Origin of the sequence: Xanthobacter sp. YC-JY1 (genome assembly GCF_021730305.1) — a bacterium.
Taxonomy (GTDB): Bacteria; Pseudomonadota; Alphaproteobacteria; order Rhizobiales; family Xanthobacteraceae; genus Xanthobacter; species Xanthobacter flavus.
In genome coordinates this window covers 3,062,287-3,088,453 of sequence record NZ_CP032674.1, presented here as the reverse complement: position 1 = coordinate 3,088,453, position 26,167 = coordinate 3,062,287, and the positions used below count along the sequence as shown (strand labels likewise).

Sequence of the window (26,167 nt, the reverse complement as noted above, 5' to 3'; positions counted from 1 at the left end):
GGACCCCCAAGCCCGCATGGCTTCCAACATGAAGCTCTCGGTCGCTGGCCTGAAGTTCATCAAGAGCTTCGAGAGCTTCGTCCCCTACGTCTACGACGACAAGGTTCCGGCGGTTAAGGGCCGGTACCGCGAGTACACCGGCGGCCCCGTCAAGGGCACCCTCACCATCGGCTACGGCCACACCAACGCCGCCAAGCACCCCCTCAAGGTCGTTCCGGGCACCTACGTCACCGAGGCGCAGGCCCGCGAAATCCTCGACGTGGACCTCGACGAGTGCGAGGAGGCCGTCAACCGCATCGTGAAGGTGCCGATGACCCAGGGCCAGTTCGATGCCCTCGTGTCGTTCACCTTCAATTGCGGCGAGGCGAACCTAAAGAAGCTCGTTGCCCCCATGAACCGGGGCAACTCGGCCGCCACCTACGCCAAGTTCGACGAGTTCATCCGTTCCAAGGGCGAGGTGATGCGTGGTCTGGTCCGGCGCCGCGACGGCGAGCAGGGCCTGTGGGCATCGACCCCCAAGGCGCTCCCCGAGCCGCACGAGGTGGAGAACGTCCCCGAGGAGGTGGATGCGCCGAAGAAGCCCGTATCCAAGCGAGACATCGCCGCCGGCGCCACTGCCGGAACCGCCGTTGTGGTGGCCGTCAAGGAGGGCGTGGACGCGGTCAACACCGTCGCCGAGCCCGTAAAGCAGGCCGTGGACACCGTCTCTGGTATCGCCTCCTACGGCTCCGTCGCCCTCATCGCGGTGGCCGTCGCTGCCATCGTGGCCGGCGGCGTCTACCTCTGGCTCCGCAACCGATGACGGCCGTCTGGCTGTTCATCGTCAACCTCCTGTCCCCGTTCAAGAAGTACCTCGCCATCTTCGGCGTGGTCGCTGCCGTCCTCTCCGCCGTGTTCCTCAAGGGGCGCTCGGCGGGGAAGGCGGCTGAACGGGAGAAGCAGGTGTCCGCCGTGAAGAAGATCGAAAGGCAGTGGGATGCGATTGACAGCGCTCCTGGTGTCGCTGACGCTGCTTTTGACAGCCTGCGGCGACGCAACCGTCCGGGCCGTTAAGTGCCCGAAGCTGGCTAACGTGCCCGCTCCCACGATTGACGTGCTGGAGCGGGCCTGCAAGGCCGGCGACAATGCCACCTGCGACTATGCGGTGGCGCTCGACAAGCACTACCAGAAGCTCGACCGCTGCGGCGGTTGAGTCCGTGGGAGGACAGTCAAGTCAAAAGGTCCTGCTGTTGGACTATATCAATCCGGGATCTTCCGGGCCAAGAACGGCGGCGGGTCGACACGCTTCTTTTCCCCTTCCGGCACATCTCGCCAAGCCGACTCGCAGGCGTTCGACGCGACAATGAAGTTTTTGTACTGCCTCTGAAGGTCGTCTCCGGTCGGCCAATTGGTCGTCGTGGCCTTGGAAAAGGGCGGAGTACGATTGCGGACGGCAGCGGCAACTGCGGAAAGCTGTCTGTCTAGTTCAAGCATGGTGTGCTCAGCAGCCTCGTAGTCGTCGAGAGACTTCAGATATGCGTCAAGCTTCTCGGACATTTCTTCACTCCTGGGTTTCGGTAAAGCTCAAGTTGGGGGCTGTAATGTTGAATGCAAGGCCCGGTTGTAGCCTTGCCTGAAAAAAAGGCCGCCGGGGAAAACCCGACGGCCCACTTCATTAGCGGCCGTAGCCGCAAGAACCCCAGGCGCGGCGCCAGTGGGCGCAGACCCACTCAAGGCGCCCGTACCGAACCCTCGTGTAGGAGCGAACGTGAACCATCGCTGCCTCCATAGATTGTGAAGCAGCCTCTTGCTCGCCCGAGACACATTGCGGTAAGGTGTCCTGTCAGGTGGACGATACACCGCAGACGTACCCGTTTGCAGATTGGTATGCTTGCACCACCAATCTCTGGGTCATTGAAGGGGCCTCGACCGACGTGGAAGGTCGGTCGAGGTCTTCTTTTTCCCCATGCCTTATCATTGTGAACCATCTGCGGCGTGACCGCAAGTAGGGTTCAAATCCGCCGCTGCATGGTTAACGGAATCCACGCTTTGGTGCTTCTGCGTTTGGTGCTACGATCCAGCAGATGGTTCTGGAGGACGTGGCTATGGATCAAGCCCTTGCAAATGCGATAAAAAGGCGGGACGAACTACAGCGCGAGCTTGCGGAGATTGAGACGTTCTTGCGGCTCCATGAGAAGTTTTCCCAAGGAACAAACGAGAAACAGGTGAACCCTGGATCCTCCGGTATGCCTGTGAATGTTGGGTACAACGCTCAAGCGCCGAAGCCGGGGACGGCGAAGGTGGTCCAGGAACCGGCCACGCGCATGGTTCGAATCAGGCCCAGGGTGAACCCACAAGCTTTTGCGGACGCCGCAGAACGGGTCCTTGCCACGAGGGGGGTTCCGCTCTCGCGCCCTCAGCTTGTCGATGAACTCCTAAAGCTTGGCATTAAATTCCCCAGCCTTGACCCGGCAAGATATATCGGAACGATCTTGTGGCGAAATAAGGATAGATTTGTTCATATTCCCCAACATGGCTATTTTCTAAAGTATCTGTTGACGCCAGAGCAGGAAAGGCTGATCAGCGAATACGCCGGATCCGATGATGAGGCCCAGTTGGACGAAGGGCGTTCTACCGAAAGGCAAGTGACATTCGTCGGTATTGAGAAAAAATAGGATGTGTAAGTTTGCTGAAGGATAATATTTCTGATCGCTCGTGACGTCGTGCCCCTCCCTAGGGGGCGACCACGGCCCCGCGCAACAGCGGCTGTTACAGACAAGGGCTGAGGTTCTGTCTGTAACAACTACCGAACGTTTGCTGGTGCCGAGGACCACCATCCTCAAGCATCAGGCTTTCTCTCATGGCAAACGCCCAGGACACTTCGCTCTCCCGTCTCGGTCAGATCAACGGCGCTGGCGCCACTGACGCCCTCTTCCTGAAGATCTTCTCGGGTGAGGTTCTCACCGAGTTCGAGCGCAAGGTCATCTTCAAGGCTCTCCACTTCGTCCGCCAGATCAGCAACGGCAAGTCCGCCCAGTTCCCGCTGATCGGTAAGGCGTCGGCCGGCTACCACACGCCGGGCGGCTGGATCGACGGTTCGTCCATCCCGCACGCTGAGACCGTCATCACCGTCGACGACCTTCTCGTGTCGTCCACCTTCATCGCCAACATCGACGAGGCGATGAACCACTACGACGTGCGCCAGCCCTATTCCGCCGAACTGGGCCGCGTCCTCGCCAACACCTACGACCAGAACGTCGCTCGCGTCATCGCGCTTGCGGCCCGCGCTGCCTCCCCGCTCACCGGCCGTCCCGGCGGCTCCCGCATCACTGACGCGGCCATGGCCACCGATCCGGCGAAGCTGGAGGCGGCCCTGTTCACCGCCGCCCAGACCCTCGACGAGAAGGACGTGGGCCTTGAAGACACCCAGGCGGTGTTCCGCCCGGCGCAGTATTACCTGCTCGCGCAGCGCGACCGGCTGGTGAACACCCAGCTCGGCGGCGCGGGCTCCGTCGCCTCCGGTAAGGTCGACACCGTGGCCGGCTTCCCGATTGTGAAGTCCAACCATGTCCCCTCGACCCAGGTGACGGCCGGCCCGGCCAAGTACCAGGGCGACTTCCGAACCACGGTCGGTCTCGTCTTCAACAAGATGGCGGCCGGCACCGTGCAGCTCCTCGATCTGGCGATGGAGAGCGAGTACGAAATCCGCCGGCAGGGCACCTTCATGGTCGCCAAGTACGCCGTCGGCCACGACAAGCTCCGCCCCGATTGCGCGATCGAGATCGCCACGGGCGCGGTGGCCTGACCACAAACTCCAACACCTGACATGGGCGGGGGTCCTTCGGGGCCTCCGCCTGTCTTTTCCCTGCCATGTCCACCGACTTCCTCACTCCGACTTCCGAGCTGGAGGCCGTCAACGCGCTCCTCGCCTCCATCGGCGAGACGCCGGTGGGCACCCTGCTGGGTGTTCTCCCCGTTGACGTTGCTGCTGCTCGCGCCCTCGTGTCCCTCTTCTCCCGCCAGCTCCAGAAGACGGGCTGGTCGTTCAACACCGAGTTCGCCTACCGCATCACCCCCAACGTCAACGGAGAGATCATCCTCCCCCTCGACGCCCTGAAGGTCGACAGCGCCGACGACACCAATCTGGTCCAGCGTGGCCAGCGTCTCTACGACCCCGTCGCGCACACCTTCGCCATCCGTCGGGCTGTCACCGTCGATCTGGTTCGCGGCCTACCGTTCGACCAGCTTCCCGAGACGGCCCGCAACTATGTCACCATCGCAGCCTTGCGCCGCTTCCAGGACCGCTTCCTGAGCGACGCGGAGGCCCACACCTTCAGCGCCAAGGACGAAGCCCAGGCCCGCGCCGAGTTCCTCTCCGATGAGGCCGACGCTGCCGACTACAACGTCCTCGATGCCGCCACGCCGTCCCGCATACTGCGCCGCCGGGGCCGCTCGTGGCAGTGACCTCGGGGACCATCCCCAACCTCCTGGGCGGCGTCTCCCAACAGGCGCTGGTCATGCGGCTCCCGTCCCAGGGAGACCTCCAGGAGAACTTCTACTCCACCATCGTCAAGGGCTTGAAGAAGCGGCCGCCGACCGAGCACGTCGCCCGCATCCTGAGCGCGGTTCCCGCCGGCGCCTTCTTCCACATCATCGACCGGGATGAGAGCGAGCGCTACGTCGCCGTCCTCTCCTCGGGAACCCTGCGGGTCTTCGACTTCCAGGGCGTCGAGAAGACCGTTAACGCCCCGAACGGCTGGGGCTACCTGTCCGGCGCGACCTCGCCCGCCGAGGACTACAAGGCCCTAACGGTGGCCGACTACACGTTCATCGTGAACACTTGCAAGACGGTGCAGATGGGCGCAGCCGCGTCCCCGGTGCGCGTGAAGGAAGCCCTCATCCATGTGATGCAGGGCAACTACGGCAAGAGCTACAAGGTCCTGATCGACGGAACTGTCGTCGCACACTACCTCGTTCCCAAGTCCGGCCTCGCATCGAACGAGCCGGCGGCCGATACCACCTTCATCGCCCAGGTGCTGATCGACGGCACCGATCCGAATGACAGCGGGATGTTCCGTGGGCCGGACGGCACCGAAGGGCGGGCCATCTACGGGCAGGCGTCCTCTTCCGATAACACGTCGAACGTCCTGTCGCAGGGAGCCAATGCCGGCCGAGTGGTGAAGATCATGACGGCGAACGGCATCACGGCCGCCAACGGCTGGACCGTTACACGCTATCAGAACGCCATCCACGTCTCGAAGGCGACCGGCGACTTCACCATCTCCGTCGAGGACGGCTTCAACGGCAACGCCATGAAGGTGGTGAAGGGTACCGCCCAGCGGTTCTCGGACCTGCCCGCCTTCGGCCCTGTCGGCTTCGTTGCCGAGGTGTCGGGCGACGACGGCACAACCCAGGACAATTACTGGGTCAAGATCACCAAAGAGGGCTCCGACGCCGACTCCACGGTCATCTGGAAGGAGACCGTCAAGGGCGGGGTCAAGCTCGGCTTCGATGCCGGCTCCATGCCCCACACCCTGGTGCGCGAGGCGGACGGGACGTTCACCTTCAAGCCTGCCGAGTGGGACCCTCGCAAGTGCGGCGACGCCGACAAGATCAGCCCCGACCCCTCGTTCGTCGGCAACACGATCACCGACATCTTCTTCCACCGGAACCGCCTGGGCTTCCTCTCCGACGAGAGTGTCATCATGTCCCGATCGGGTTCGTTCTTCGACTTCTGGCGAACCACGGCAACCGCGCTGCTCGACGATGACCCCATCGACGTGGCCGCGAGCCACATCAAGGTCTCGCTCCTGAAGCACGCATTGCCCACGCAGGACTACCTGCTGGTGTTCTCGACCGAGACGCAGTTCCGCCTTGCCGGCAACGACCTGCTTACGCCCAAGTCCGTGTCGCTGCGGCCGCTCACCGAGTTCTCGTGCTCGAAGCGGGTGAAGCCGGTGATGACCGGCAAGAGCGTCTTCTTCGTGTCGGACGCCCTGGTGAACCGCGATTGGGCGGCGGTCTACGACTTCTTCTTCGACAAATCGACGGAGACGGGGGACGCACAGAGCGTCACCTCCCACGTCCCCAGCTACATCCCGACGGGTGTCCGCAAGATCGCCGCGAGCCCGGACCAGAACGTTCTCGTGGCGCTCTCGGACGGGGACCCCGGCGCCCTCTACGTCTACTCGTTCTTCTGGCAGGACAACCAGAAGGTCCTGTCCTCCTGGTGCCGCTGGACATTCAACGGCGCGACCATCCTGGACTTGGCCTTCCTCAACTCCCAGCTCGCCCTTCTGGTGAGCCGGGACGGGGCCGTCTGGCTGGAGACGCTCAGGATGGAGCCCGCCGCCACGGACGAGAGTATCGGGGCGCTGGTCGGCCTGGATCGTCGCGTCGGGTCCTCGGCGCTCGCCGCCCCCGCCTACAGCTTGGCGACGGACGAGACCACCTACACCCTGCCGTTCCCCGTGGCGGCCGACACCCAGGCAGTCGTCACCGGCGGCACAGGGGTGGTGGGATCGAACGCCGTGGTCAAGCGCGTCTCCGGGGCCACCCTTGTCCTTCGAGGCGACACGCGCGGCGAGGAGTTCCTCTTCGGCCGGCCCTACGTGTCCCGCTACAGGTTCTCGGCGATCTTCCCGCGCCGCACTGGCTCGGATGGCGGGACCGTCACGCAGATCGACGGACGCCTTCAGCTCCACCACCTGACCCTGTCCCACGACACGGCCGGGTATTTCCGCGTGGAGGTGACGCCGGAAGGGCGGCCCACGTCCGCCTACGACTTCTCCGGCCGCATCTTCGGAGACCCTGGCAACGTCCTGGGCAAGGTCGTGCTGGCCACCGGCCGCTTCAACGTGCCGATCATGAGCCGATCCGACCGGGTCAAGGTGGAGATCATCAACGACACCTGGCTCCCCTCGGGCTTCATGTCCGGCGGGTGGCGGGGGTCCTGGAACCCCAAGCTGCGCCAGACCTGATGGGATACGTCCTGCCGGCGGCGCGGGAACACGCCGTGGCGCTCTGCCCCCTTCTTCGGGCCGCCGACCGCGCTGAGGTTCACGCCTCGGCCGGTCTGCCCCCGGAGCTGCTCCTTCCCGATATGGTCGAAGCCGGCCACGAAGCGTGGGCCATGTTCACCGATGACCACCAGATCGCCGGCCTGTTCGGCATCGATCCGGTCTTCAACCACCCCCACGTCGGCGTGATCTGGCTCCTCGGCAGCGACCAGCTTGCCGCCCACTCGGTCGAGTTCCTTCGGCAGAGCCAGCGGTGGGTGGAGCGCTACAACACCCAGTACCCCCTCCTCATCAATCGGGCCGACGCCCGCAACGCGCTGCACCTCCGCTGGCTCCAATGGCTCGGCTTCACGCTTATTCGTGAAGCTCCATGGGGCGCGGAGGGCCGCCCCTTCGTCGAGTTCGCAAGACTTCAGCCATGTGCATCGCAGCCCTTCCGGCCATCGGCGCCGCCCTGAGCATCGCCAGCTCCGCTGTCGGCTATATGGGCGCCGCGCAGCAGGCCAAGCAGCAGAACGAATATTACGTCCAGAACGCCCAGGCGGCGAACATCGCGGCCGGCAACCAGTACGCCCAGCTCCAGCATCGTGAAATCCAGCAGCGCGACGCCGCCAGCAGGGACATGATGCAGATGGGCATCGAGGGCCTGAAGGCTCGCGGCACCGCCCAGGCGGCGGCCGGAGAAGCCGGAGTGACCGGCCTGTCGGTCGATGCGCTCATGGGCAGCTTCTTCGCGGCCGAGGGCCAGAAGAAGGAGGCTCGCTCCTCCCAGTTCAGCATGGAGCAGGCCGCCACCTACGCCGACATGGACACCGTGAAGGCGCAGACCGAGGCCCGCATCAACTCCGTCCAGCGGGCCGATAGCCCGTCCTTCCTCCCGTTCCTCATCAGCGGCCTCTCCGGGGCCGTAGGCGCCTTCAAGGGGGTCTGATGCCCACTCCTCACGGCCGCGTTGAAGTCCCCGACATCGGCGCTCCCCAGTCCCTCCGCGTCCCCCAGGTCTCCGGCGACACCTACGCTCCGCCGCCCAGGCCGGCCGTCAACAACGACATGGAGCGCCTCGCCCAGGCGCTCTCCGGCTTCTCCTCGACCATCTCGCAGTTCGCCCACGATCCCCGCGCGAAGAAGGCGCAGGAGGACGCCCGCCTCGCCGAGGTGAACCGCTTCATCGCGTCGAGCACCAACGACCAGCTCCGCACCGCCCGGGCCAACGGCACGGTCCCCTACAACTCCGATCCTGTGGCGGTTGCCGCGACCGATGCGGTGCTGGGGCAGCGGGCCGGGCAGGACTTCGAGAACCGGCTACTCACCCAGTACGGCCCCCAGGGTGGGCAGTCCCTCCTCGACGCCAATGGCAATCCGGTGGACGTGGATGCCTTCGTCTCCACCCAGGCCAAGGCCTACCTCGACAACGGGGGCCTGCCGGGCACCGTTCACGCCCTGGAGAAGTTCCGGGTGTCGACCGAGGGGACGGTTGCCAAGCTGCGGGAGATGCAGCGCGTCCAGATGCAGGAGTACGCCGGCAAGCGGGATGACGGCATCGTCACCGCCGGCTTCGGCAACGTGCTCCGCGACGGCACGCTCTCCGGCCTCCCGCCGGATCAAGTGGCGGCCCGGCTGCGCACCGCCTATGGGGAACTCCAGCAAGTCACGAAGCGTCCCTTCGACAGGCTGGACGATAACCTCGTCGGCGTCCTGAAGACCTCCGTCTCCAGCGAACACGGGGCCACCCCGCAATCGGCCCGCAACGTCCTCGCCATCCTCGATGCGCCCCGCAAGTCCGTCGATGGCGGTCAGGACATCGGCCCCCTGTCGGCCAACCCCCGCTTCGCCAACGACGTGTCCATGATCCGCAGCGAGGCCATGAAGGTGCTCGCCAAGGACTATGAGACGCAGCAGAAGGCCGGCCTGTTCAACGCCGCTCGGGACGCGCTCCAGCGCGGCGACGGCTCCTTCGACGCTGTGCAGGACGTGTACATCGAGAACCCCTACACCGGGGAGCGCAAGCTCATCTCCGCCAAGGAGCAGAAGGACGGGGCCGTGGTCTTCCAGGCCCAGAACACCCGCCAGTCCGTCGCCAAGCAGTTCAACGGCCAGCCGGCCGGCGTGGTCAACGGGCAGGTTTTCGCCGCTCAGGCGGAGCAGTTCGTCCCCGCCGGCATTGAGAACCCCGAGTGGAAGGGCTTCCTCAAGTCCTCCTTGGTGGACGTGGGAAGCGCCGCGTCCCTGACAGATCCCGCCAAGCAGCGCCGCGCCCTCCAGGCGGCTTCCCTCTACGAGGCCCTGCGGACCCGCAGTCCCGCCTATGTCGAGGGGATGCTCGATCCCAAGGAGCGGGACTTCTACGAGACGTTCCACCTCCTGCGGAAGATGGGCAAGCCGGACGAAGTGGCCATGGCCGGGGCCGCCCGTGTTCTCGAACCGGAGAGCGCCGGCGGCGAGCAGGTCAAGTTCGAGTTCCAGCGGGTCGACGAAGCCACCAAGAAGCTGGTCCGCGAGAGCGACTACTCCTGGTACAACCCGGTCGGCTGGTTCTTCGACGGCAAGGCCACGAACTCGGGACAGGTGCAGAGCGAGATCGCCCGCCGCGCCAAGCTCCTGGTGCGGACCCAGGGCATCTCCGCCCGCGACGCGATCACGGCCGTCCAGACCGACATCTCCGCCAACGTCCCGGTCATCAACCGGCAGATCATGTTCGACCGCTCCCCGTTCCTCGTGAAGGGGAAGGAGCCGGTGTTCGACCGTGCCTTCAGCGACACCTTCACCCAGTTCAAGGGCGCCCTTGAGGCGCAAGGCGTGACCGACCCCTCGGGCATGTCGGTCCGCTTCGAGAACGGGGTCTATCGCGTCATCGACGCCACGACCGGCTACCCGCTCTTCGCTGGCGATGGCCAGCCCCTGCGCTTCACCGACAAGGACCTCCGCGCCCTCGACAAGCGCATGGGCGTCGAGAAGAGCGAACACATCCTCCAGAACCGGATGGCCCCGACACCCGTAGTCCAGGCTCCGGCCGGCGGCTTCCTCGGCGTCCTTTCAGGCGGCGCGGCGCCTGCCTTCACTCCCTTCTCCATCAACCAGGATCGAACCCCCTAGCCCATGGAAGATACCCTCGGCCTCGGGCCGCAGACGAACATCGAAGCTGTGAACCTGCCGGCGCCCGAGGCCGAGCTTCCTGATACCCAGGGGGCCGATCTGGCGCCCGTCCAGGCCCCTCCGGCACAGTCCCTGCCGAATACCCAGCAAGCCGATCAGGCGCTTCCACTGCCCACGCAATCCGCTGGCTCGGTGGACCCTGTTCCTGCCCGGCCGGGAGACCCGAACCAAGCTCCCATCGTCCCGCAGGCGCAAGGCCGCGAATGGCGCAAGGGTGCCATGGACCCCCGCCACGTTTTCAAGCTCTTCGAGACCGAGGCCGAGCGCCAGGGCCTCGTCGGGCTTGTGCCGGCCGACGGTGCAAAGTACGGCATCCGCACCGGCTCCGCTCGCGAATGGGCGACGTTCCTGACTGGCCTCGCCGCCCATGAGAGCGGTCTGAAGAACGAGACGGTCGGCGACGTGGGCCAGTTCCGGGGTGGATCGCGGGGGCTCCTCCAGCTCTCCTACGACGACGCCCGGAACTACGGGCTCAACGGCGGCAATCCCTTCACCCCCGAGCAGCTCGCTGACCCGGCTCAGAATGCAGCCGCAGGCGTGGCCATCATCAAGAAGCTCGTCGGGGACGCCGGCTCGATCCGGGGAGGAGCCGGAAAATACTGGGGTCCGATCAGCCGCGAGAACTGGTTCCCCGGCGGTGGTCGTGACAGGGACCTGCCATGGTCCGAGCTTGGCGGTGCGCCACTGATGCAGGCGACGGGAGCGGTTGTCCCTCACGTCGATACGGCCCCCGCCTTCGCCCCCGTCGGCAGCAAGGCCGCCTCGATCACGTCGCAGATCGAAGCCTTTCGGCCCGCTCCCAGCTTCTGGCAGGCCTATGAGGCGGCGGCGGACGAGAGCACTTCCGCCACCCTGTTCTCGCACAGCGCCATGTTCCGCTTCTCCGCCGACGCGGCTTACCGGCCCACCCTCGACGAACTGGAGCAGCGCAAGCAGGGCCTCCCGGAGAAATACTGGGACCGCCTGATCGGCGTATCCGCCGCCCACTCCGACTATCTGACCGAGCAGGCCCGCCGGCAATTCGCCAACGAGGCGACGCTGGCCGAGGCTGGGTGGTCGGGTGTCGGCGCGGGCCTCGTCTCCAGCCTTGTCGATCCCATCGACTTCTCCGTTAGTGTGGCGTCTGGGAGCCTGGGGGCCTTCGCAGGCGGCGCGATGAAGGCTGGCCGGGTCGCCGAGCGCCTCGCCGCCGCCGGTGGTGCCGCGACCGGCAACCTCGCCCTCACCGGGGCGAACGATCTGGCCGGCAAGGCGGTCGAGGGTTCGGACTACGCCTACGCCGCCGCATGGGGGCTCGGCCTTGGGTTCGCCTTCGGCCCCCTGGCCAAGAACCCGGCCACCCGTGACATCGCCGACAAGGGCGCCGCCGCCATGGGCCGCGCCATGAACGAGCTTGCCCAGCCCACCGAGGCCGGCAACCTCAGCTCCGCCATCTCGACGCAGAGCACCCTCCAGTTCTCGCAGGGCGCCCTCGCTCGGGTGGGGCAGGACGACGCCTCTCGCACCGCTATCGCCCAGCTCCGGCCGGACATGGCGGGCAGGGCAGGGGCTTCCCGCAACCCCGCCATCCGCATGATGGGCCAGCTCTTCGGGCTGGACGTCGTGGGCCGTGTCGGCCCCAACGGGGAGCGCGTGGTCAACCCGCAGTCCATCGGCGAGATGGCGGCCATGATCCGCACGGGCTGGCAGGATCGCGTCTACTCGACGGTCTACCCGCAGTTCGACGAATGGGCGCAAGCCCGCAACTTCCGCTTCTGGGAGCGCACCAAGGGCATCGGCCGTGCATGGCAGGAGTTCGCCGACGAGGTCTACGCGTACCGGCAGGACCCGCGCCCGAACCGGGATGCCTTCTATTCGCCCCAGGCGGCCCGCGTCGACCGGGTGCTGACGGAAGCCTACGCCGACCACCTGCGCGGCCACGCCGACCCCCGCTTCGACACCCCCAACAACCCCGGCCGCCCCTTGGCCGGCATGGACGGGGTGCCCGCCGATCCCCAGTACCAGCCCCGGAAGTGGCGGGTGGACAAGATCGCGGACGCCGATCCCTCCGGCCGCCGGTTCATCGAGTGGGTGGAGGGGGCGCTGCTTTCCAGCCACCCTCAGCTCGGCAATCAGGCGTTCACCATCGCAGACGGCATGTTCCGCAACCTCGTCGGCCGCGAGTTCAACATCGACGAGTTCCAGATGATCGCCCGCAACGGGGCGACGGCGGACGTGCTGCGGAGCTACATGCAGCAGCTCGGCATCGCCCAGACCGACATTGACGACATCCTCTCGCGCCTCCCGCAGGGGACCCGCCCGGACTTCGCGCACTTCAAGCTGGACCTCGACGAGCACTGGGTTCATCCCCAGTCTGGCGCCCGCATGGCCGACTTCGTCGAGACCAACGCCTTCGAGCTGTTCGACCACTACAACCACCAGTCCTCCGCATGGCGGGCGCTGGGTCGGGCACAGGTGGTGGACGGGCAGGGCAACCGCATTGTTGACGGCATCCGCTCCGTCAATGAGTTCGAGGGTCTCCTGAATGAGGCCCGCTCGCGCGGCTTCGATGCCGGCCAGACGCCGGAGGAGATCGCGAAGGACGCCGCCCTGGCGCAGGAGATGTTCGACCGCGTTCGCGGCGTGCCCCACGCCCTCACCGGCGGGACTGTCGATCAGCTCTTGGAGCTGGCCCGCAATGCGGCCACGACCATCTTCGGTGGCTCCTTCGGCCTCTCCGCTCTTGCCGACGCCGGCCGCCTCGCTTCCCTCGGGGGCGTTCGTGCCATGCTCCAGCACATGCCGTCCTTCCGCATGGACATCGTCAACGGGGGCGCCCTTCAGCCCCGCAGCGGGCTGGTCCGCGACCTCCAGGCGGTCTTTGCGTTCGCCGACGAGTTCCGGCCGTTCTCCATGCGCCGGGCTCCTGCCGACGACAGCATGGACACCATCGGCAACAGCTTCCTGCGTGGCGTGGTCGGGGGCTCTCGCGTTGCTGCGGAGAGCGTCCTCAAGATGTCCGGGATGCCGGCCATCAACCGCCGGCTCAAGGCGGCCGCCTCCGGTGTCATGGCGCAGCGCTTCTTCGATGACGCCCGCCGGGCAATGACCGCGAACGGCATCGACCTCACCCTCCTTCGCGGGGCCGAGCTGGAGCGCATGAAGTGGTTCGGCATGGACGATGTCATGCTCACCCGTGTCCTGTCGCAGATGCAGCAGCACGCCACGTCGCGGCAGGGCATCCTCGGGGAGGCCATCACCGGCTTCAACCCCGGCAACTGGACCGATCAGGAGGCGCTCAACGCCTTCGCCAACGCCGTCCATCGCGGTGCCGGTCGCGTGGTGATGGAGCAGGACTTCGGCGCCGGCACGGTCTGGGACCGCTCGCCGGTGTTCAAGAACTTCATCCAGCTCCGCCGCTTCGCGCTCAACGCATGGCACATGAACATCCTGCACGGCGTCGCCATGCGGGACGGGGAGGCCTTCGCCGACGTGCTCTATTCCACGTTCGCGGCGGCCACCCTCTATGCCGTGCGCACCAGGATGCAGGCGGCGACTGCCGAGGACCCGGAGAAGTTCATCGCGGAGCGGATGGCCCCCGGCGCCTTTGCGGCGGCGACCTTCCAGCTCGGCGCCTACTCCTCGCTGATCCCGACCCTCGTCGACACCTTCGGGGCTAACGCCATCGGTGCCAACCCGATCTTCGGCTTCCGCAACTCCGGCCTACCGTCCAGCGCCCTGTGGGGCAACCCGACGTTCGCCATGACGGATGCCCTTGCCCAGGCGCCCGGCGCTCTCTTCCGCCCCCTCATCACCGGCCGCGAGCGGTCGCAGCAGGAGTGGAAGCAGCTCGTCGCCCCCGTGCCCTTCCAGAACAACTTCCTCGTCCAGCAGGCGCTCGGCCGAATGATCCAGGATGCCCCCGTCCGGCCGCCCCGCAACGGCGGCTACAGCGTCGCGGACCTCATCATGGGCTCGACCGACTAATCCACTCAGGCCCGCCAGCTCCTTCGTTGGGGCGGCGGGCCGCACCTCTCACAGAGTAATGGCCGAAACCACCATCTCGTATCCTGGGGATGGGGTGCAGACGGACTTTGCCGTCCCGTTCCCCTACCTCGACCCGTCTCACGTCATCGTCCAGGTCGACAAAACCCCCGCCGAGTTCGGCTGGGTGACGCCCACCACCATCCGCTTGGCCGCCGCCCCGGTTGCACCGGCGGTGGTGCAAATTTCCCGTAGTACCCCCGCCGATGCTCCCATCGTCGAGTTCCCGGCCGACGGCTCGGCTCTGTCCAGCGACACGCTGAACCTCGCCCTGGAGCAAAGTCTCTTCGTCGGGCAGGAAGCCCTTGAGAAGGCCAGCTCCTCCGCCGAACGTCTCGACGACATTGACGGCACCGCCGCCGTGGCAGCGAGCGAGCAGGCTCGGGTGTACGCCCAGCAGGCCGCCAGTGACCGTGCCGCGACCCAGGCCGGCGTCGCAGCCGTCTCCACCAAGGCCGCCGAGGTCGACGCCGCGAAGATCGTTGCGGTGAACGCAGCCGCGAGCGCTTCCGCCGTTGCGACCGTCGTGTCTGCTCCGAGCTGGACCGCCCTAGCGGCGCTCACGCCCACCTTCGTGGGGCAACGGGCGACCGTATCCCCGGCCGACACCGGCACCCACACCGGCCGATCCGCGGTCTCCCCCTCTGACGACGTGGCGGGCGTGGTGAATGCTGGCGTGTACGGCGGCTATGCCACCACGGCCGGGGCATGGCGTCGCGACGGAGACATCTCCCCCGTGGCGATGGCGTCCGACGCCCAGACCATCACGGGCGCCGCGACGGATGTTGCGACCAGCCCGGCCAGCGTCAAGAAGGTCCTCGACACCCGCTTCAGCTCTCTTAGGGCCGTCCTCGTGGCCTCTGAGAGCGGATATGCACTTCCCGTCGTCGATGCCGACAACCGCCTGCTCGGCGGCTTCCGTATTGATGGCCGCTTTCAGGCGCGGCTGACCGAAACCTCGAACGTGCCGGCTGCGGCGCTCGACCCCGCTGTTCTTGGCCGCCTGCCGCCTGCGGCCTTCTCGTGGGTCGCAACGCCCCCGGAGAGCGGCTACGTCTGGGCGCTGATCGACGCCAATCGGCGCGTGGTGCTCGGCATCACGCCGGAAGGCCGGCTGAAGGCCGCCCTCGCGCCCGGAGTTGGCGTCTCGGCCTCCGACCTCGGCCCCCTCGTTGCCTCTGCCCTTGTGGATCAGAAGCTCTGGCCTCTGTCCGCCATCACCTGCTGGGGCGACAGCATGACGGCCGGCGCAGGCGGAAGCGGCACGACCTACCCCGGCGTCCTCGCGGGCCTCCTGTCCAGCACCTCCATCTCCAATCAGGGGATCGGCGGGCAGACCTCGACGCAGATTGCGGCCCGGCAGGGCGGCGTTCCGATCAAGGTCACGGTCAGCGGCGACACGATCCCGGCCACGGGCGGCGTTGCCGTCACCGCCAAGTCGGTCAACATCCTCTACAACTCCGGCAACTACAGCGGCACGTCGACGGGCAAGCTCGCGGGCGTCGCCGGCACCATGTCGACCGACACCTCGGGCAACTGGACGTTCACTCGCGCGGCCTCCGGGAGCGCTGTGGCGTGCCCGCCCGACACCGTGTTCTTCCCCGACACGGCCACCCAGCACGAGCAGAACATCGTGATCATCTGGTCCGGGAGGAACAACAACTCCTTCACCGCTGCCGTTCGTGATGACGTGATCGCCATGGTGGACCGGCTCACTCCGAAGAACACGCGGGTGCTGGTCCTGTCCGTCTGCAACGGGGCCGGCGAGACCTCGGGAACGACCGCCTACCGGAACATCGCCAAGGTCAATGCGGAGCTGGCCCGCCACTTCGGCGACTGCTTCGTCGACGTCCGCCGCTACCTGATCGACTTCGGGCTCGCGGAGGCGGGCATCACTGCCACCTCGCAGGACACCTCCGACATCGCCGGGGACACTGTTCCCGCGTCGCTGCGCTCCGACAGCGTGCATCTGCTCGGCCCCGGCTACACCATCATCGCAAACCTCATCGCCCGCATCCTCCGGGCCAAAGGATGGGTCTAATTGCCCTACGCGCTTAAGCTCGACGCGGCGGTCTCCGACACGACGCTGCCGATCCTCTACCCTGACGCCGGCATGTCTCCCGGCACCCTTTTCCTCTTCGATGCCGCGCATTCGCAGAGCGGCCTCACGGCGGGCGTGGTCCCGACCTCCGGCACCTTCACGAACATCGCCCGCGACACCGCTGCGGCGGCGCTCGGCAAGTCCGCGTCCCTTCTGGACTGGACGGTCGAGTATGTCCGTTCGGCCGGTGATACCTCCTTCAAGGTGGAGCGCACCGCGAAGGGCGGCATTCACGCGGTTTCGTCTCAGGTCGGGCAGGCGGCGGGCGCTGACTACTGGCGCATCACGCCCCTTGCGGACTTGCGTCAGGGCCTCCTCGATGCAGTTCCCGGCTCGGCTCTTTTCGCCATCAACTGGTACATCATCACGCGGCTCGGTATTACGACCGGGAACGGCGCTCCGCAGTCGATGATGCACATGGTGAATAGTTCGTCCTCGACGGCTAACTTCCTGTATTTCACGTACTTCGATCGGTTCAACCCCAGCGCCATCGGGTTTATGCGTGGCCCTACGGCGCTGGGACCGGCCAACACTCCGGCTATGACGTACGTGGGTGCGTCGGCTTGGACGAACTCCAAGCCCGCGAGCCTTGCTACGTTCTATGTGACCCCGGCAATTCTCGGCCGCGAAACGGCTTGGGCTGGCTTCAACCAGAACAAGTCGCCGAGCCTGATCCTCTACCGATCCAAGATCGAGGATTTGTCCAAGACCAAGCGGGCGAACAACGGCGCGGGCGGCACCTTCGCGGAAGAGGCCGCAGCAGCCCTGGCGGTAGAGCAGGCGCTGTTCACCTCCGCGTTCGCCTCTGGCGGCAAGTTCTACGGGGATACGTGGTCCGATCCCGCGGTGCTCCTGCCGTGACCGAGGACCTCAACCGCGACCTCGGCCGCCTCGAAGGCAAGGTCGACGCGATCTACGACACGGCAGAACGCATCGAGGCTCGCCTCTCGTCGCAGGACGACCGCATCGCCTCTCTTGAGAAGCGCCAGTGGTATCTCACGGGCGCGGCAGCGGCGGCCGCCTGGATCGCGACCAACTTCATCGACCTGAAGGCCGCCCTGGCGGCGCTCATCCGATGAGCACCAAGGCCACACTGAGCCTCCTGGAGCAGCTCCACGGACTGCTCGCCCAGGAGTTCATCGACCGCATTCGCGATGGCAAGGCGACTTCGGGCGACCTCGCCGCCGCCGTGCGTCTTCTCAAGGACAACGGCGTAGACGCCCGAGCCTCCGATGCGGGGGAACTGGAGGACCGGCTCGCCGGCCTCCTCCCGTTCCAGCCCGAGCCCCCGGACCCGGACATCATCGACTGATGGAAGCTTCGCCTCCGATCTCGGTCCCCGGCTCCGTCCCGGACTGGGCGCCCTACAATCCCTACCTCGGCATCGGCCACCAAAGCACCTTCAGCGAAGCCGAAGAGCCTCTGCCCGAGAAGCACCCCATCGGCTTCATTCACTTCCCCGACCCGCAGCCCTCGGCACCCCGCCGAGCCAGGCGCCGCCGGATCGACTGAGAGCCCCGCAGGAGCCCGTTTCGCCGGCCTGGAGAACCCCTCCAGAGCAGCCGGGACGGCGCTCCTGCGCCCTCTCCAGCCCCACATGACGTCCCTCAAGAAGCATCTCCTCGGGACCACCAGCAAGACCAATCCCGACCCGCTCAAGGCCGACTTCCGCAACTTCCTCTGGCTCGTCTGGCAGCACCTGAACCTGCCCGAGCCGACTCCCGTCCAGTACGACATCGCCCACTTCCTCCAGCACGGCCCGCGCCGTCTGGTGATCGAGGCGTTCCGGGGCGTCGGGAAGAGCTGGGTCACGTCGGCCTTCGTCTGCTGGCTCCTCTACTGCAATCCGCAGATGAAGATCCTCGTCGTGTCCGCCTCCAAGCAGCGGGCCGACGACTTCTCCACCTTCACCCTCCGCCTCATCCGAGAGCTGGATGTGCTCCGCTTCCTGGAGCCCCGGCCCGACCAGCGTGAAAGCAAGGTCGCCTTCGACGTGGGGCCGGCCAAGCCGGACCACGCCCCTTCGGTGAAGTCGGTGGGCATCACGGGCCAGATCGCCGGCTCCCGCGCCGACGTGATCGTGGCCGACGACATCGAGGTCCCCAACAACTCCGCCACCCAGGCACTCCGCGATAAGCTCGCAGAGGCCGTGAAGGAGTTCGACGCGGTGCTCAAGCCGGGCGGCCGCGTCATCTACCTCGGCACCCCGCAGTCCGAGCAGTCCATCTACAACATCCTGCCCGAGCGCGGTTACGTCGTCCGCATCTGGCCGGCCCGCTACCCGACTGAGGAGAAGCGCGAGAAGTACGGCGCCAAGCTCGCGCCATTCATCTCCAACGCCCTCGACAAGGACCCGTCGCTCGCTGGCTTCCCGACCGACATCCGGCGGTTCACCCACGACGACCTTCTCGAACGCGAGGCCTCCTACGGGCGCTCGGGGTTCGCCCTTCAGTTCCAGCTCGACACGTCCCTCTCGGACGCCGACCGCTATCCGCTCAAGCTGGCCGACCTCATCGTCTACCCGCTCGACACCTACCGGGGGCCGACCGACCTCGTCTGGGCTTCCGGGCCGCAGCAGGTGCTCGACCAGCTTCCGAACGTGGGGCTCGCCGGGGACCGCTACCACCAGCCGGCCTGGACTTCCGGGGCCTTCGCCGAGTGGGAGGGCGCCGCGATGTTCGTCGACCCCTCGGGCCGGGGCAAGGACGAGACCTCCTACGCGGTGGTGAAGGTCCTCCATGGCCGCATGTTCCTGACCGCTGCCGGCGGCTTCCGGGGCGGCTACGACGAGGACACCCTCACGGCCCTGATGATGATCGCCCGGCGCCAGCAGGTGAACGTCGTGCTGGCCGAGCCCAACTACGGCGGCGGCATGTTCACGGCCCTGCTGAAGTCGGTCTCCCAGAAGGTCTACCCGGTGAAGGTCGAGGACGCTGATTGGTCCTCCTCGCAGAAGGAGGCCCGCATCATCTCCACCCTGGAGCCGGTGATGAACCAGCACAGGCTCGTGGTGTGCCCCTCCGTGGTCGAGGGCGACTTCCGCTCCACCGACGCCTACGAGCCTGACGCCCAGCGCGACTGCCGGCTCTTCTACCAGATGACGCGCATCACCCCCGACCGGGGCGCCCTGGCCCACGACGACCGCCTGGACGCCCTTGCCGGCGCCGTGGCGTACTGGGCCAAGGTCATGGCTCGCGACACGGAGAAGGCCGCCCTCTCCCACAAGGAGAGCATCTTCGACAGGGAGCTGGAGCGGTTCATGGCTCACGCCTTGGGGCGGCCCGCAGATCGCGAGCGGTGGTCCTCCAGCGTGATGCAGCGGCGATAGAGGGGGAGGGGCCTGGCGCCCCTCTCCTGCCTCCTGCGGCCATTTAGGTTCCCCCATAGCAGGGGCGGGGGTGAGGTAGTGTTCTCTGTAGGTGTCCCTTATAGAGCCCTTCCAGTGCTCTCCAAGGGACCCGTAGGAAGACCACCTCCCATGAAAGACCAAGCCCTCACCATCGGCATTGGCCTGATCCTCCTGGCAGTCGTGTTCCTCGCCAACGTCAGGTGGGACGGAAGGGGCTCTGGCGGGCACTCGGGGCTGTCGACGCAGGACACCTGGAGGCGCTGAAGGAGTTCGGGGCGATCCTGTCGAAAAATCTGAAGCGGGGTCGATGGAATAGAGCGTGGCGCGGACCCCCCGTGGCCCCCTCCGATCGAGGTCGAGCCGGCTCCTAGGCCGCTGGCCGGACCCTGCCGCCGTGCCGCCTGTCACCGGGGCGTGTCACCTGTCCCGTGCAAACCGTTGCGGTTGCTCGGTTCGCGTTGGATATGGCATCCGCTAGAGCGTCCTAGCGCCGGGGAAGGGGTGCCGTGGTGGCCCCGTGCTCCCCGTGGCGTTCGGCCCGCGCCTTTCGCGTCCCTGTCTGTCGCTATCTGTCTTTTTCGCTCCTGCCATCGCCTGCCGCCTCCTTCCGGCTCTTCCCGCCTCCTGCCGCCCGCTAGGGGCTCCCTGCCGCGCCACCTTGGCCCGTCTTCCCCTCCCTTCTAGATCGCGCCGATCATCCCCGCAAGCGAGAAAATCGACGTTTCGGGATAATCCCGATGTCGGGACGTGCCAAATCAGTCCCCTTTACCTCATAAGCCAATGATTTTTATCTGTAATTTCTGCGCGGTCGGGGGTGATTTGGCCTGTGGATAACTGCCATTTTCGGAGTGTTGCAAGGGGGCTGGAGAAATTTTTTCGTTGGCCCGTGAGACGTTGCAAATCAAAGCTTTCGGCCCGGTCTAGCGCCTCTCAAGCTGGAAACATCGAAAATCGGGTTTGCTGACAAATCGGGGATGTCACATATTCGGGGTGTCGAAAGCGGCACGCCAGACGGCAACGGGGCCGAAGGCGGGGCAGGGGAGGGGAAGCGGGACACGGGATTGCACTAGGCGAGCCTCCGGCCGGACAGGGGGCAGGATTGAGGGAACCGAAACCCTCCGGCGAACACGCAACGCGAGACGGGCACCAAGCCCGGAGGCGCCGACAGTGCGGGAAGACGATAACCGCACCCTTGTCATATCGCGTCGGGTGGCCCCTCTCACGGGACACCTAGGGCAGGTAGCCATGTGGCCATGCCGCACCCCGTGCGATGGGGAACGGATATAGCGCCACCACCTAAACCGAACGCGATGCGGGCGGAGGGTGCTCGGCAAGGGGCCCTAGGCGGCGAGGCGGGTGCATCCAAGCCACCGGACCGCATAGCAGCGGCGAGGCCTTCGGAGGCGGGTGCGGACGCGATAGCAAGCGGACGCCAGCTAGGAACCGAAGGGATGGCGCGGGACAGGACGTTCCCCATGCTGGCATCAAAAAATGAAACACAATCAAACACCTATGCGGCGGGCGACGATCCTTGAAGAGGGACGGCCCGCCGCGCTGGTGATGCTAGAGCCGATCCGTTGACGGTCGGTTGCAGCATCCCCACGGGAGAGGAGAGGGCGCCATGGTGCGCGTCAATCGTCTGGTTACGGTGTTCATCCGCAAGGAGCGGGCCGAAGCGACGGCGCGAGCCTTTGAGCGGAGCGGCAAGCGCAAGGCGGAAGCCGTCCTGTGCGAGAGGATCGAGGCGGATCGCTCGCGCTCGGTCGGATGGGCGGTGCGCTATCGCGAGCCGCTTGGTGGCTATCAGTTCGCCTAGTACCTGACAAATCGAGGAGGCCGACAAAATGGTTGCGTATCTGCACAGGGCCAGCGGCGGGGGCTTCACCCTCACGCTCTGCGCTCGGCCCTCCAATGGGGAGGAGTTCGCGACTGCGGAGAAGGTCCGCGTCGCTGGCAAGCGCGAGGCCAACGCCATCTGCAAGGCGCGAGGCGCCAAGCCTTGGAACTGGTGACGTGCCAGCTAGGGCGGCTCCCACAAGGTGCCGCCACGGCGGGTGCAATCGCCCGATGCCTGACAAACCGAGGAGGCTGCGAAGTGCAAGCCATCGTGACGCGATACCAAACCGACGCCAACGGCTCGGGGCAGGTGGTCGCCAAGTGCGCGGCGCGTCGGCGCGTCGATGCTTGGGACCACGGCGCCGGCGTCTACCAGAACCACGCTGACACCGCCTTCCGGCTGGCGTCGTCGCTCGGCTGGACGGGCCGATGGGTGGCCGGAGGCTCGCCGGACGGGAGCGGCTACGTGTTCGTCAATGTCGAGCGGCCGCAAGAGGGGGCTTTCTTCGTGGTCCCGGACAGCTACGGGGAGGGCTGAGGCATGGCCGACACCTTCACCGACGCGGACCTGTTCAATTGCTGCTACGACGGCAAGGAGCCGGCCACGGAAGAGCTGCGCCACTACCGACGGCTTGTGGTCGGCGGGGTCCGCGACGACACGGCGCCGGAGGAGGAGGGCGGCACGTACTTCGTCCCCTGCTCGGACGATCTGGCGGAGATGTGGACCGTCTACGCTCGCCTTTCCGATGGCGAGTTTTGGGCCATCACCGACGCCGCGACGCGGGAACGCGCCGAGGCCATCGCCAAGCACCTGTCGGCCCGCTGGCACATCCCCATGGAAGGGGAGGGCGGGGCGTGAGGCCGAAATTCGATGAACGCGACGCCGAGCTTCTGGCACTGCGCATAGCGGCGCGGGACGCCATTCCCGGCCCTCGCATCGGCGACTATCTGGTGTTCCCGGACGGCCACATGGAGCGCTTCTCCTACGACTGGGGAGATGACATCCAGACGTCGCCCGGCGGCACCTTCTATCTGGACCGGAGTGGGCTCGCGAGCTTCTCGGGCGGGCTGAATGAGGCCGTGCTGAAGGCGCGGATGTTGGACACCGGCGCCGCGCTGCCGGGCTCCTTCTGGTTCTTCCACCACGATTGGCGGACCGCGCACAACGGCGTGGACGTGACGGCGCCGTGCCGCGTCTTCCGTCTGCGGCCGGAGGGCTGAGCCATGGGCGACCTTCTCGCGATCTTGGGCGGCTGGCTGGTCGCCTCGGTGCTCTTCGCCGCCTTCCTGGCCTTCTCCATCAACCGCCTCAAGCGGCGCGGCCGCGCGGGCCGGAACCGTAACCCATAGCTGACAAATCGAGGATGCTGCCATGTTCCAACTGGTCATGCTGACCGGCGGGGCGCCCGTGCCTGTGCTCATGGAGGACGGCAAGCCGTTCGTCTTCGACACGGGGCGCGAAGCCGCCGAGGTCGCCCGCAAGCTCACTGCCGAGCGCGGCGAGAAGGTGCAGCCGCGTCCGCTGGCGGATGACGGCGAATGGAAGCGGCGCGAGGCGCTGCGCTTTGAGGACGGCACCTATCAGCACGTCCCGTTCAACGATGCGCCGTGGTTCCTCGGCTCGGAGCCGTGGCGCGAGCACTTCCTGCACGTCTCGACCGAGCGGCCGGACATGGTGGCGTTCACCGAAAGCCCCGCGAAGGGTGCGGCGGATCGCCAGACGCGGCTCAAGGTCGGCGTCTACCTGACGCGATATTTCTCCGAGGTGCTGTCCCCGGACGAAATCCGGGATATCGCCACGGCGTTCACCTCGGAGCGCGAGGAGAACCTGCTGCTCTTCGCCCGGACGGCGGACGAGATCGAGCGGGTCTACGTGAAGGGTCCGAGTTCCTGCATGGCCTATGAGGCCGACGAATTTGTTAGCCCCTTCCACCCGGTCCGCGTGTACGCAGCCGGCGACCTCGCCGTGGCCTATATCGAGCGCGACGAGGCAATCACCGGCCGGGTCTTGGTGTGGCCGGAGCGCAAGATTTACGGCCGCATGTATGGCGACGTGACGCGGCTCCGAAAGCTGCTGCTGGCGGCCGGCTACCAGAACGACGCCCTGGACGGAGCCCGGATGCTCCGGGTGGAATGTGGGGAAGGCTTCGTGGCGCCCTACGTGGACGGCGCCCTCCGAGCCCGCGACACGGGACACTTCCTCATCATCGATGAGGATGGCGATGTCACCTGCGACAGAACCGACGGTGTGACCGAGCCGATGGGGGAGCCCTGCGAACGCTGCGAGGAACGGCACGACCCCAGCGAGATGCGGCATGTGTACACGATCAATTCGCGAGGCCATGTCATCGGCGAGGATTGGTGCGAAGGGTGCCGGGATGAAAGCGCCTTCCTCTGCGACGCCACAAGCGAGTGGTGGGACTACGACAACCGCATTGAGATGGCGGACGGCGAAGAGTGGTCGCGCTCCCACTTCGAGAACCACGGCTTCACCTGCGACGCGACCGGCGAGAACTACCCGAACTCAGAGCGGGTGACGATGGCGGACGGCGATGTGTGGTGCGCCGAGCACTTCGCCGCGAACGGCTTCAGCTGCCCCGATTGTGGCGACAACTTCCCGAATGAGGAGGGTGAGGAGATCGACGGCGAGGTGGTCTGCCTCGATTGCCACGCCAAGCGGGAGAACGGCGAGCACGTCGCCCGCCCGGCCACCGAACGCGAGCTTCGCGCTGCCGAAGAGGCCGGACAGGCGACCCTGCCGATCCCGGACGCCCGCCAGCCGGGCGAGTTCAAGGTCGGCGACCGGGTTTTGGTGAGCGCTCCCGAACGGCACGACAAGGACGTGCTCGGCACCATCCGGGCCAACGACGGGACCGGCCGGATGAACTGGCTGGTCGAGTTTGACACGGCGGAAGGCCACAACGCTGGCGCCCTTCCCGGTATGGCGCCGGATCGGGGGTGGTGGTGCGACGCCGTGGACATGCGCCACGCCTGATCCCTGACAAAACGACGACACCCCGAAACTGGGAGCCATTGGAATGACACTCGCCCCTCCGCGACCCGAGGGCAAGGTGGCAACGCTGCTTGCCATGCTCGCCTATCGACGCCCCGGCGGCTCCAAGACGGAGCGCCGCTTCATCCACGAGTACATCGATCCGCTGGGTTGCGAGATCGACGGGTACGGGAACCGGATCAAGCGGATCGGGGACGCGCCAATCCTGTGGTCCTGCCACACCGACACCGTTCACCGCGAAGGCGGGATGCAGCGGCTCATCATCTCCGGCGACACGGTGCGGGCGGGGGGCGCCTCCAATTGCCTCGGTGCGGACTGCACGACGGGCGTCTGGCTCATGACGGAGATGATAAAGGCGGGGGTGCCCGGCCTCTACGTCTTCCACCGGGACGAGGAGTGTGGCGGCCTGGGCTCAGACTTCATCGCCCACGATACGCCGGGCCTGCTCGCCGGCATCCAGTACGCCATCGCCTTCGACCGGCGGGGCTTCAACTCCATCGTGACCCACCAAGCTGGCGGGCGGTGCTGCTCGGATGAGTTCGCGCAGTCCCTCGCCGAGGCGCTTGCGATGCCCGAGCTTAAGCCGGACACCGGAGGCACGTTCACGGACACGGCCAACTACACCGATCTGGTGCCGGAATGCACCAACATCGCAGTGGGCTACCTCAACCAGCACTGGGAAAACGAGACGCAGTGCCTCCAGTTCGCGGCGGGGCTGCTCGATGCGCTCTTGGCGGCGGACTGGTCGAAGCTCGTAGCAAAGAGAGTTCCCGGCCAAGTTGAGTCACACGGTCGCAATTCCTGGGGCGGTAGCCGGTATCTAGGAAAAAAATCCTTCACAGACGACGCTTATTGGGAGGAGCAGCGGGAGCCGCCGTCCCGGTCCGCCACTATCCGTTCCGTCTTGCGGGACCACCCCGACGAGATCGCCGACTGGCTCGAAGAGCAGGGCATCAACGTCGCCGAGTTGCAATATGAGGTGTGGCAGCGGGGCGGCATCGTCCGCTGTTGATTACCTTGGGTAGCGGGGGCCGATGAGCAGCTTGGCCCCCGTTTTCGCGTTGCAGCGTTTGCACTTAAGCCGCGCTTGGATGTCGGTCAAGCTGGCGCTTTTGGGCCAGCGGGTCGGGTCCATCGCGGCGAGATTGCCGCATCTTCCACAGGTGGCGATCACCTGCTGCCACGGCGAAATCGAGGACACGAGCGGGCCACATTTCGGGGTCTTGTTCATGTTCTGTTCTTACACCAATCGGGAGCCGTCCTGCAACCTGTCGTAGGAAAGTGTTCCCATTTCGTTCTTGACCGCACGGGGGAGCTGACGCTACGTGTCGTCGACGCGGAAAGGATGCTTAAGTTATGAGCGCGGTGCCGTTATTAGAGTTTCTGTCATCGGATATTCCCGACGGAAGCGACACAGTATGGGGGTGGTTGGCGCGGCATGAACCCGAGGCCCTCTACTTCATGGAAAGCCCAGGTTTAGATGCTCTGGAGTTCGAGGAGGAGGCGAAGGCCTTGGCTGCGGCAGAGGGTATCTACCCAATGACTTGCCCATCCCCCGAGGCCGTGCGGGCCACTGGTGGGCCAGCGCGAGCCTTTGTGTTCCCCAATCTCCTCCTGCGAGCTGTCTTCGCCCGAAGGTAGAACGGCGCCGACTGGACGCTTCCTCTTCCGGGTCGTATGACAGAGCGGGCATT

At 66.3% G+C, this 26,167-nt stretch carries 26 protein-coding genes; 24 read left to right on the top strand and 2 right to left on the bottom strand.

The window, feature by feature from the left end; all coding sequences use genetic code 11:
* The first annotated feature begins 16 nt into the window (after positions 1-16).
* Positions 17-802 carry a lysozyme gene (locus D7006_RS14420; protein WP_237353541.1) on the top strand — a complete coding sequence of 262 codons (786 nt, stop codon included), beginning with the start codon at positions 17-19 and terminating at the stop codon, positions 800-802.
* Positions 799-1,053, top strand: a complete 255-nt coding sequence (locus D7006_RS14415) for a hypothetical protein (protein WP_237353540.1) — start codon at positions 799-801, stop codon at positions 1,051-1,053. Before D7006_RS14420 ends, D7006_RS14415 begins: the two co-directional genes overlap by 4 nt.
* 186 nt (positions 1,054-1,239) lie before the next feature.
* Here the strand turns inward: D7006_RS14415 and D7006_RS14410 are convergent, their stop codons facing one another.
* On the bottom strand, positions 1,240-1,536 hold the full coding sequence (locus tag D7006_RS14410; RefSeq protein WP_237353539.1) for a hypothetical protein: 297 nt from the start codon (positions 1,534-1,536) through the stop codon (positions 1,240-1,242).
* Positions 1,537-2,063: 527 nt separating this feature from the next.
* Between D7006_RS14410 and D7006_RS14405 the strand changes: the two genes are divergently transcribed.
* The 22 genes from D7006_RS14405 to D7006_RS14305 all read left to right on the top strand — a co-directional run bounded on the left by D7006_RS14405 (position 2,064) and on the right by D7006_RS14305 (position 25,485).
* Positions 2,064-2,654 (top strand): hypothetical protein, encoded by a 591-nt coding sequence (locus tag D7006_RS14405; protein WP_237353538.1) that lies wholly within the window; start codon positions 2,064-2,066, stop codon positions 2,652-2,654.
* A 185-nt stretch (positions 2,655-2,839) separates the two neighbouring features.
* On the top strand, positions 2,840-3,784 hold the full coding sequence (locus D7006_RS14400; protein ID WP_237353537.1) for a hypothetical protein: 945 nt from the start codon (positions 2,840-2,842) through the stop codon (positions 3,782-3,784).
* A gap of 65 nt (positions 3,785-3,849) precedes the next feature.
* Entirely contained in the window at positions 3,850-4,443 is a 594-nt protein-coding gene (locus D7006_RS14395) for a hypothetical protein (RefSeq protein ID WP_237353536.1), read from the top strand.
* A complete protein-coding gene (locus D7006_RS14390; RefSeq protein ID WP_237353535.1) occupies positions 4,434-6,959 on the top strand; it encodes a hypothetical protein in 2,526 nt (841 codons plus the stop codon). Before D7006_RS14395 ends, D7006_RS14390 begins: the two co-directional genes overlap by 10 nt.
* Positions 6,960-7,111: 152 nt before the next feature.
* Positions 7,112-7,456: a hypothetical protein gene (locus D7006_RS14385; RefSeq protein ID WP_237353534.1), complete on the top strand. Its 345-nt coding sequence runs from the start codon at positions 7,112-7,114 to the stop codon at positions 7,454-7,456.
* A complete protein-coding gene (locus D7006_RS14380; protein ID WP_237353533.1) occupies positions 7,417-7,929 on the top strand; it encodes a hypothetical protein in 513 nt (170 codons plus the stop codon). Before D7006_RS14385 ends, D7006_RS14380 begins: the two co-directional genes overlap by 40 nt.
* Entirely contained in the window at positions 7,929-10,091 is a 2,163-nt protein-coding gene (locus D7006_RS14375; protein ID WP_237353532.1) for a hypothetical protein, read from the top strand. Before D7006_RS14380 ends, D7006_RS14375 begins: the two co-directional genes overlap by 1 nt.
* Before the next feature lie 3 nt (positions 10,092-10,094).
* Entirely contained in the window at positions 10,095-14,117 is a 4,023-nt protein-coding gene (locus D7006_RS14370; RefSeq protein ID WP_237353531.1) for a transglycosylase SLT domain-containing protein, read from the top strand.
* A 58-nt stretch (positions 14,118-14,175) separates the two neighbouring features.
* Positions 14,176-16,215, top strand: coding sequence for a phage tail fiber protein (locus tag D7006_RS14365; protein WP_237353530.1), 2,040 nt, complete (start codon positions 14,176-14,178; stop codon positions 16,213-16,215).
* Positions 16,216-17,136 (top strand): hypothetical protein, encoded by a 921-nt coding sequence (locus D7006_RS14360; protein WP_237353529.1) that lies wholly within the window; start codon positions 16,216-16,218, stop codon positions 17,134-17,136.
* Positions 17,133-17,354: a hypothetical protein gene (locus D7006_RS14355; protein WP_237353528.1), complete on the top strand. Its 222-nt coding sequence runs from the start codon at positions 17,133-17,135 to the stop codon at positions 17,352-17,354. The genes D7006_RS14360 and D7006_RS14355 overlap by 4 nt, the downstream gene beginning before the upstream one ends.
* Positions 17,351-17,587, top strand: coding sequence for a hypothetical protein (locus D7006_RS14350; RefSeq protein WP_237353527.1), 237 nt, complete (start codon positions 17,351-17,353; stop codon positions 17,585-17,587). The genes D7006_RS14355 and D7006_RS14350 overlap by 4 nt, the downstream gene beginning before the upstream one ends.
* Complete coding sequence (locus D7006_RS14345; protein ID WP_237353526.1) at positions 17,587-17,787, top strand: hypothetical protein; 201 nt, start codon at positions 17,587-17,589, stop codon at positions 17,785-17,787. Before D7006_RS14350 ends, D7006_RS14345 begins: the two co-directional genes overlap by 1 nt.
* Before the next feature lie 85 nt (positions 17,788-17,872).
* Positions 17,873-19,603 carry a phage terminase large subunit gene (terL, locus tag D7006_RS14340; protein ID WP_237353525.1) on the top strand — a complete coding sequence of 577 codons (1,731 nt, stop codon included), beginning with the start codon at positions 17,873-17,875 and terminating at the stop codon, positions 19,601-19,603.
* A gap of 1,642 nt (positions 19,604-21,245) precedes the next feature.
* Complete coding sequence (locus D7006_RS14335) at positions 21,246-21,440, top strand: hypothetical protein (RefSeq protein WP_237353524.1); 195 nt, start codon at positions 21,246-21,248, stop codon at positions 21,438-21,440.
* A 28-nt stretch (positions 21,441-21,468) separates the two neighbouring features.
* Positions 21,469-21,636, top strand: a complete 168-nt coding sequence (locus D7006_RS14330) for a hypothetical protein (protein ID WP_237353523.1) — start codon at positions 21,469-21,471, stop codon at positions 21,634-21,636.
* A gap of 95 nt (positions 21,637-21,731) precedes the next feature.
* A complete protein-coding gene (locus tag D7006_RS14325; protein WP_237353522.1) occupies positions 21,732-21,998 on the top strand; it encodes a hypothetical protein in 267 nt (88 codons plus the stop codon).
* A 3-nt stretch (positions 21,999-22,001) separates the two neighbouring features.
* Entirely contained in the window at positions 22,002-22,319 is a 318-nt protein-coding gene (locus D7006_RS14320; RefSeq protein WP_237353521.1) for a hypothetical protein, read from the top strand.
* On the top strand, positions 22,316-22,681 hold the full coding sequence (locus D7006_RS14315; protein WP_237353520.1) for a hypothetical protein: 366 nt from the start codon (positions 22,316-22,318) through the stop codon (positions 22,679-22,681). Before D7006_RS14320 ends, D7006_RS14315 begins: the two co-directional genes overlap by 4 nt.
* A 3-nt stretch (positions 22,682-22,684) precedes the next feature.
* Positions 22,685-22,810, top strand: coding sequence for a hypothetical protein (locus D7006_RS25300; RefSeq protein ID WP_256444895.1), 126 nt, complete (start codon positions 22,685-22,687; stop codon positions 22,808-22,810).
* A gap of 22 nt (positions 22,811-22,832) precedes the next feature.
* Positions 22,833-24,455 carry a hypothetical protein gene (locus D7006_RS14310; protein ID WP_237353519.1) on the top strand — a complete coding sequence of 541 codons (1,623 nt, stop codon included), beginning with the start codon at positions 22,833-22,835 and terminating at the stop codon, positions 24,453-24,455.
* Positions 24,456-24,498: 43 nt separating this feature from the next.
* Positions 24,499-25,485 (top strand): hypothetical protein, encoded by a 987-nt coding sequence (locus D7006_RS14305; protein ID WP_237353518.1) that lies wholly within the window; start codon positions 24,499-24,501, stop codon positions 25,483-25,485.
* On the opposite strand, the gene D7006_RS14300 is transcribed toward D7006_RS14305, so the two are convergent.
* On the bottom strand, positions 25,486-25,704 hold the full coding sequence (locus D7006_RS14300) for a hypothetical protein (RefSeq protein ID WP_237353517.1): 219 nt from the start codon (positions 25,702-25,704) through the stop codon (positions 25,486-25,488).
* Between the last annotated feature and the right edge of the window lie 463 nt (positions 25,705-26,167).